The 6,788-nt window shown below is 67.5% G+C and carries 5 protein-coding genes and 2 pseudogenes; 6 read left to right on the plus strand and 1 reads right to left on the minus strand.

Translation table 11 applies throughout. From position 1 onward, the window contains the following. Positions 1 to 53 precede the first annotated feature (53 nt). From T398_RS22185 to T398_RS22205, 5 genes and pseudogenes are all read left to right on the plus strand, one after another. Entirely contained in the window at positions 54 to 323 is a 270-nt protein-coding gene (locus tag T398_RS22185; RefSeq protein WP_496449657.1) for a transposase, read from the plus strand. 80 nt (positions 324 to 403) lie between these two features. After that, the gene (locus T398_RS22190) at positions 404 to 1,417 is read left to right on the plus strand and encodes a tyrosine-type recombinase/integrase (RefSeq protein ID WP_496449659.1); all 1,014 of its coding nucleotides are present in this window, start codon (positions 404 to 406) and stop codon (positions 1,415 to 1,417) included. Positions 1,418 to 2,073: 656 nt separating this feature from the next. Next, positions 2,074 to 2,316, plus strand: a pseudogene (locus T398_RS22195) (phage integrase SAM-like domain-containing protein); the annotation flags it as partial. Between the two features lie 409 nt (positions 2,317 to 2,725). After that, a pseudogene (locus T398_RS22200) lies at positions 2,726 to 2,860 on the plus strand (tyrosine-type recombinase/integrase); the annotation flags it as partial. A 30-nt stretch (positions 2,861 to 2,890) separates the two neighbouring features. Continuing rightward, a complete protein-coding gene (locus T398_RS22205) occupies positions 2,891 to 3,262 on the plus strand; it encodes a hypothetical protein (protein ID WP_496449661.1) in 372 nt (123 codons plus the stop codon). A 312-nt stretch (positions 3,263 to 3,574) separates the two neighbouring features. Here the strand turns inward: T398_RS22205 and T398_RS22210 are convergent, their stop codons facing one another. After that, the gene (locus T398_RS22210; RefSeq protein WP_496449662.1) at positions 3,575 to 4,291 is read right to left on the minus strand and encodes a DedA family protein; all 717 of its coding nucleotides are present in this window, start codon (positions 4,289 to 4,291) and stop codon (positions 3,575 to 3,577) included. Between the two features lie 430 nt (positions 4,292 to 4,721). Here T398_RS22210 and T398_RS22215 point away from each other — a divergent pair. Next, positions 4,722 to 6,788, plus strand: a 2,067-nt coding sequence (locus T398_RS22215; RefSeq protein ID WP_496449663.1) for a type I polyketide synthase, incomplete at its 3' end; no start/stop codon positions are given.

Below are 6,788 nucleotides of genomic sequence, written 5' to 3' on the forward strand. Positions count from 1 at the left end.
CTTTTATGGAGCTTCTTGACCATGGCCTGACGGCCGTGGGAGAGGAAGTGTCTGTGGCAGCACCGAAGAAGTACCCCGATGAGCTACGTCAGCGCGCTGTGCGCTTGTACCGCGAGTCGGATCCGAAGCCGGTGATCCGGCGCCTGGCCGAGCAATTCGGTGTGCATCACGAGGCGCTGCGGAACTGGATCCGGCAGGCCAAGGCTGACGAGGGTGAGCGGCACGACCGGCCGACCAGCGAGATGGTCGAGGAGAACCGTCGGCTACGCCGCGAGGTCACCGAACTGCGGCGGGCGAATGAGAGCCTGAAGTCCGCGTCTTGATATGCGGGTGACCTGTGAGGGGCCACGCCAGTTTCGTGCTGGTAGTGCTCTTCGATCGAGGGAGACCCGCCATCAATACCATGATCTTGTCCCTGGTTCGGGCGGCGGACGGTGTTCCGCAGCTCGGGCATGGGCTTCTGGATGAGTATCTGCGGTTCGTCGCTGCGCGGACGCGGCCCAACACCGTGTCCGCGCATGCATTCGATCTGAAGGTGTTCTTCTCCGTCGTGGTCAAGCAGCCGTCGGAGGTGACGACTGCTGACGTGCTCGGCTTCATCGAGGCGCAGCGTGCTCCGCGCCGGGGCGGTAACGTGGTCCGGTTGGCCGACGGCGAGGCCGGGCTGGCCGCCTCGACGATCAAGCGCCGGCTGGCGACGGTATCGGGGCTGTTCGCTTACTTGGACGCGCGGGGGCTGGTGACGGGCAATCCGGTGCCGCGGGGCTTGGCCACCCGCCGTCCGGGACGGCGCGGGGTGCCGTTGATCCGCGCGCCGCGGCTGCTGCCGCGCGTGCTGACGCCGCCGGAGGCGGCGGCGTTGCTGGCGGCGTTGCGCACGTTCCGGGACCGGGCGATGGTCGAGCTGATGCTGCTGGCAGGGCTGCGCCGTTGCGAGGTGCTGGGTCTGGCCCTGGCCGATATCCGTCCCGGGGAACGCCGGGTGTTCGTCGCCGAGGGCAAGGGCGGTAGTCAGCGCATCGTGCCGGTCGGGTCGCCCTTCTTCGCCTCTCTGGCGTCCTATCTGAATATGGAACGTCCCGTGGAAACGCTGACGGATAAGGTGTTCGTCGTCCTCAAGGGTCGGCGTCGAGGGCAGCCGCTGACTGCTGACGGACTCGATGAGATCCTCGACGGCGCCCGCGGCCGGGCCGGGCTGTCCCACGCGACATGTCACGAGTTGCGCCACACGTGCTTCACGCGGCTGCGGGAGGCGGGTATGGCGCTGGAGGCGATCCAGGCCCAGGCGGGGCACCGGTCGATCGAAACGACACGCGTCTACCTGCATCTGGCCGACGGGTGGCTGGCCGATGAGTACCGCAAGGCGATGGACATCCTCGACGGCCTGCACGCTGACGTCGTGGAGGTGGCCAGGTGAGCGCTGTCACCACGAGGATCCTGGCGTTCGGGCCGCGGACCGCCGGCCTCGCCGGGCAGTACGTCGCCGCCGGGGACACCGAGGCCGCGCGCAAGTGCCGCCGGCATGTCACCGAGGCGTTCACGCGCCTGTTCTGCGACTTCGACGTGTGGCTTGCCGCGCCGGCAGCCGACCGGCTGGCCGCACCGTTGCCGGTGCGCGGCTTCGTCGCTTGGGCCGCGGTCATCACCGGCGTCGCCGTTGACGCCGAGTACGTCGTGGCAGCCCGCTCCAAGTGGGGCCTGTTCCTGGCCGAGAAGCACCCGCAGACCGCGGCCACGTTTCGCGCTGAGGCCGCAAGCCTCGGCTTCGACACCCGCGAGATCGACAAGATGTGGTCGAAGCTGTCGCAGATCACGGTCATCGCCGGCTGCCCGCCGGACCTGCTCACCGCGCAGCAGTACGTCGCCGGCCGTGACCTGTTCGCCGATGCGCTCACGGCCCTGCGCGGACACCGGCCCAAGACACTGGCCACCCCGCTGTTCGGCCTGGACGCGGTGATGTTCCAGCGTGGCCAGGCACCGGTCCCGGCACTGCGCAAACCATGGGCCGCCCGGTCGGTGCACGAGGTCGACTGGGACCACGTCGCGGCGACCGCGCCGACGATGACCGCCACGATGCGCCGTTACCTGACCCAGGTCGCGATCAGCCTGCGCCCCTCGTCAGTCCAGGTCATCGACACCACCCTGCGGCAGCTGGCAGGGTTCCTCGTCGCAGAGCATCCGCAAGTCACCACAGTCGCCGGCATCAGCCGCCAACACATCGAGGCGTTCAAGTCGTGGCTGGCAGCCAGAGCCGGTTACCGCAAGCAGCGCAGCCTGTCCAGAACCACGCTCGGTATGAGGATGGGACACCTACGGGCGTTCTTCGAACGTATCGCCGAGTGGGACTACGACGACGTCCCGCCCCGCATCCCGGTCTTCGCCTCCGACCGGCCGCTCAAGGACCGTCCCCTGCCCAAATTTCTCGACGACCCGGCCGCCGCGAAGATGATGACCGCAGCCAGGGCCCTGCCCGACCGGTTCGACCGCCTGGCCGTGGAACTGCTGGCCCGCACCGGAATGCGCAAAGGCAAACTACTCGGCCTGACCGTCGACGCCGTGGTCCAGATCGGCTCGGCCTACTGGCTACGCACCCCCGTCGGCAAGATGCGCACCGACCGCTACATCCCCCTGCACCCCGCAGCCAAGACCCTCATCGACGAGGGGGATCGCCGAACGCGCCGACTGGCAGAGCAGCGACCTGCTATTCACCGACCGCGGCCGGCCGATCCCCGCCACCCGGGTCGACAAGGCCGTCCAACGCGCCGCCACCAACGCCGGCATCGGCCACGTCCACCCACACCAACTACGCCACACCCTGGCCACCCAGGCCATCAACCGCGGCATGAGCCTCGAAGCGATCGCCGCCCTGCTGGGCCACAAGACAATGACCATGACCATGGTCTACGCCCGCATCGCCGACCGCACCGTCGCCGACGAGTACTTCGCCGTCACCGCCAAGGTCGAAGCCCTCTACCAGCACCAGCAGACCCCAAACCTGCCCGCTGACGCCGAAGGCACCCAGATGCGCAAACTCCGCGCCGAGGTCCACCGCCGGATGCTCGGCAACGGCTACTGCGCCCGCCCCGTCGAACTCGACTGCCACTTCGAATCAATCTGCGAATCCTGCACCTTCTTCGTCACCACCATCGAGTTCCGGCCCACCCTGCAAGCCCAACGCGACGACGCTGAACACAAAGGTCAACTCGGCCGCAAAAAGATCTTCGACGGACTCATCGAACGACTCGACTCAACCGGTACTTGACACACATCACCCACATAAGGCGTCTTTCTTCGCGGCGGAGCTCGACCCAACCCGGCGACGGCCATGAGGTTCGTTCACGAACACCGTGACCAGTTCGCGGTCGCGCTCCTGCTACGGGTCCTGAACATCGGCGCCTCGACCTACTACGCGTGGGTCAAGCAGGCCGAGCAGCCCTGCGACCGGGACGTGGTCGACCTGGGGCTGATCTCCGATCCGACTTCTGGTCCTCGGAGTGTTGGCGTGGCTCGTGGCCGGGCTGGTCTGACGAGTCGGCCGGTGTCGCCGAACGGTCGCAGCCCTGTCGAACATGGCCTATCCCCGCTCGCCACCAGCCGGGGGCCCGCGGTCTGCGCCGGTCTCGTCGCCGCGCGCGGGTACCGCGGACCGCCGGACGAGCGGCACGGTGGACGACGCCACCGCCCCGGCCCGTCGGCGTCGGTGCCGGAACACCACCAGTGCGAGGACGACCAGGACCACCAGGAGCGCTGTGCCGGCATTACCGATGACCGTTTCGATGCGTTCCACGGAGGCGCCGGCCAGCGCGCCGGCGAACACGTACAGCGCCGACCATAGGTAGGCCCCGGCGAGGGAGGCGGGAAGGAAGTGCGGGTACGGCACCTTCGCCATCCCGGCGGTGGCCGGGGTGAGGGTACGGACGATGGGCAGCAGCCGGGTCAGGAACACCGCCCACGCACCGTAGCGTTGTAGTGCCGCCATCGCGCGGTCCCAGTTTGCGGCACTGATCTGGCGGCCGGGGTAGGTGTCGCGTAGGCGTTGGCCGTAGCGGCGGCCGAGGAGGTAGCCGATGTGGTCGCCGGCGGAGTTCGCCACGCCCACGACCAGGAAGAGGCAGACGAGGGTGACCGGGCTGTCCATCGCGGCGCCGAGTACCAGGACGACGGTCTCCCCGGGGACGACGATGCCGAGGCCGAGCCCCGACTCGGCGGTGCTGAACGCGGCAGCGGCCAGCAGGACCACCGGCGTCGGAAGATCGGACAGGGTGTCCAGGACGCCGGTGATCCACGACACGGACTTACCTCCAAGGTTGAGCGATCTATCGGGTGGGGTCACGTCTCGTGTACAAAGTGCGAGCTTATCGCTTCAGGTAATTCGGGCGTACTCGGCAGGACGGGTGCTACCCCCGCTCTTTTCTGAGACAGGACTGGCCGGGTACCTCGCAAGCTGACCGCGTTCGCCGACCGGTTCGGGTAGCTGGGCGGTCTCGCTGCCCCGGCTATCGGCTGCCTTCCCACCGCCGTCGCCGGAGCGGGGTCGCCGTCGCTAGGGGGAGCTCTGGGGGCGGTAGGGGGTTGGGGGTGCGCACGCCGCTTCGTAGGGTCATCGCGAACAACCAAACAATGCCTGAAGAAGCTCTCTATTTTCGACAGTTGCTGTCCCGATGGCCCGTGAGTCGCGATTGGCCCGGGCTTTGTGGCTGGGCTAGTGGTGGGAGACATAGATGGGAAACGAGGAGAAGCTTCTCGGGTACCTGAAGCGGGCCACCACAGATCTGCGCGAGGCTCGCCGGCAGCTACGCAACGCCGAGCGCCGGGAGTATGACCCGATCGCGATCGTCGGTATGAGCTGCCGATTTCCGGGCGGCGTGGACGGTCCGGCGGCGCTGTGGCAGCTCCTCGTCGAGGGGGGCGACGCCATCTCCGACTTTCCCGACGACCGGGGCTGGAACACCGAGGACATCTATGACCCCGACCGTTCCAAGGTCGGCAAGACGTACGTGCGGAGCGGCGGTTTCCTTTCCGACGCCGCGCTTTTCGACCCCGAATTCTTTGGCATTTCCCCGCGTGAGGCGATGGCCATGGACCCGCAGCAACGGCTGTTGCTGGAGGCGTCCTGGGAGGCGTTCGAGTCGGCGGGCATTGACCCGGTCTCGGTACGCGGCAGCCGTACCGGCGTGTTCGCCGGGCTCATGTACCACGACTACTCGGCCCGGCTGCCGACGGTGCCCGCCGAGCTGGAGGGCTTTCTCAGCAACGGCAACGCCGGCAGCATCTTCTCCGGCCGGGTCGCGTACGTGCTGGGACTGGAGGGGCCGGCGATCACGGTGGACACCGCCTGCTCGTCGTCACTGGTCGCGTTACACCTGGCGATTCAGGCTCTGCGCCGGGAGGAGTGCACCCTGGCGCTGGCCGGTGGCGCGACGGTGATGGCCACCCCGGAGACGTTCGTCGACTTCAGCCGGCAAGGGGGTCTGGCCTCCGATGGCCGGTGTAAGCCGTTCGCTGCCGCCGCCGACGGCACCGGTTGGGCCGAGGGCGTCGGGGTGCTGCTCGTCGAGCGACTCAGCGACGCCCAGCGTAACGGGCACCGGGTGCTGGCCGTCGTACGCGGCACCGCGGTCAACCAGGATGGCGCCAGCAGCGGCCTCACTGCCCCCAACGGTCCCTCGCAGCGTCGCGTCATCGCCGACGCCCTGGCGAATGCTCGGCTTTCTGCCTCTGATGTGGATGTGGTGGAGGCGCATGGTACGGGTACGACGTTGGGTGATCCGATTGAGGCGCAGGCGATTCTTGCGACTTATGGTCAGGGTCGGGAGTTGCCGTTGTGGTTGGGTTCGGTGAAGTCGAATCTTGGGCATACCCAGGCTGCTGCTGGGGTGGCTGGTGTGATCAAGATGGTGATGGCGATGGGGCATGGGGTGGTGCCTCGTACGTTGCATGTGGATGAGCCGAGTCCGCATGTGGATTGGAGTGCTGGTGCGGTGCGGTTGGCGGTTGATTCGGCTGACTGGCCGGTTACGGGGCGGCCGCGGCGGGCGGCTGTGTCGTCGTTTGGGATTAGTGGTACGAACGCGCATGTGATTGTGGAGGAGGCTCCGTCGGTTGAGGCTGCCGGGTCTGGGGTGGGGTCGTCTGGGTCCGGGTCTGGGTCGTTCGGGTCTGGGGTGGAGTTGGTGGTGTCTGCGGTGGGGGTGTCTGAGTCTGCGGTGGAGCGGGCTCCGTTGGTTGGTGTTGGTGAGTCGGTGGGGGTGGTGGAGTCGCCGGTGGTGTTGTGGCCGTTGTCGGGTCGGTCGGTGTCGGGGCTGGTGGGTCAGGCGGAGCGGTTGCGGGGTTTTGTGTCTGGTGAGCGGGCGGTGGATGTGGGGTTGACTCTTGGGGTGGGTCGGGCGGGTTTGGAGTATCGGGGTGTGGTGGTGGGTCGGGAGGTGGGGGGGTTGGTTGCTGGTTTGGGGGAGTTGGTTGGTGGTGGTGGTGTGTCGGGTCGGGTGGTGTCGGGTCGGACGGCGGTGTTGTTTTCGGGTCAGGGTTCGCAGTGGGTGGGGATGGGTCGGGAGTTGGCGGGGGCGTTTCCGGTGTTTGCGGGGGTGTTGGATGAGGTGTGTGGGGTGTTTGGGTCGTTGTTGGGGGGTGATTTGCGTGAGGTGATGTTTGTGGATTCGGGTGGTGTGTTGGGTGAGACGGGGTGGGCGCAGCCGGCGTTGTTTGCGTTTGAGGTGGCGTTGTTTCGGTTGGTGGAGTCGTGGGGTGTGGTTCCGGATTTTGTGGTGGGTCATTCGGTGGGGGAGTTG

This window comes from Salinispora goodfellowii, assembly GCF_059570675.1.

Coding starts and splice junctions, on each gene's coding strand:
- T398_RS22205 (WP_496449661.1), top strand. CDS start 2,891: ATGACCATGGTCTACGCCCGCATCGCCGACCGCACCGTCGCCGACGAG.
- T398_RS22190 (WP_496449659.1), top strand. CDS start 404: ATGATCTTGTCCCTGGTTCGGGCGGCGGACGGTGTTCCGCAGCTCGGG.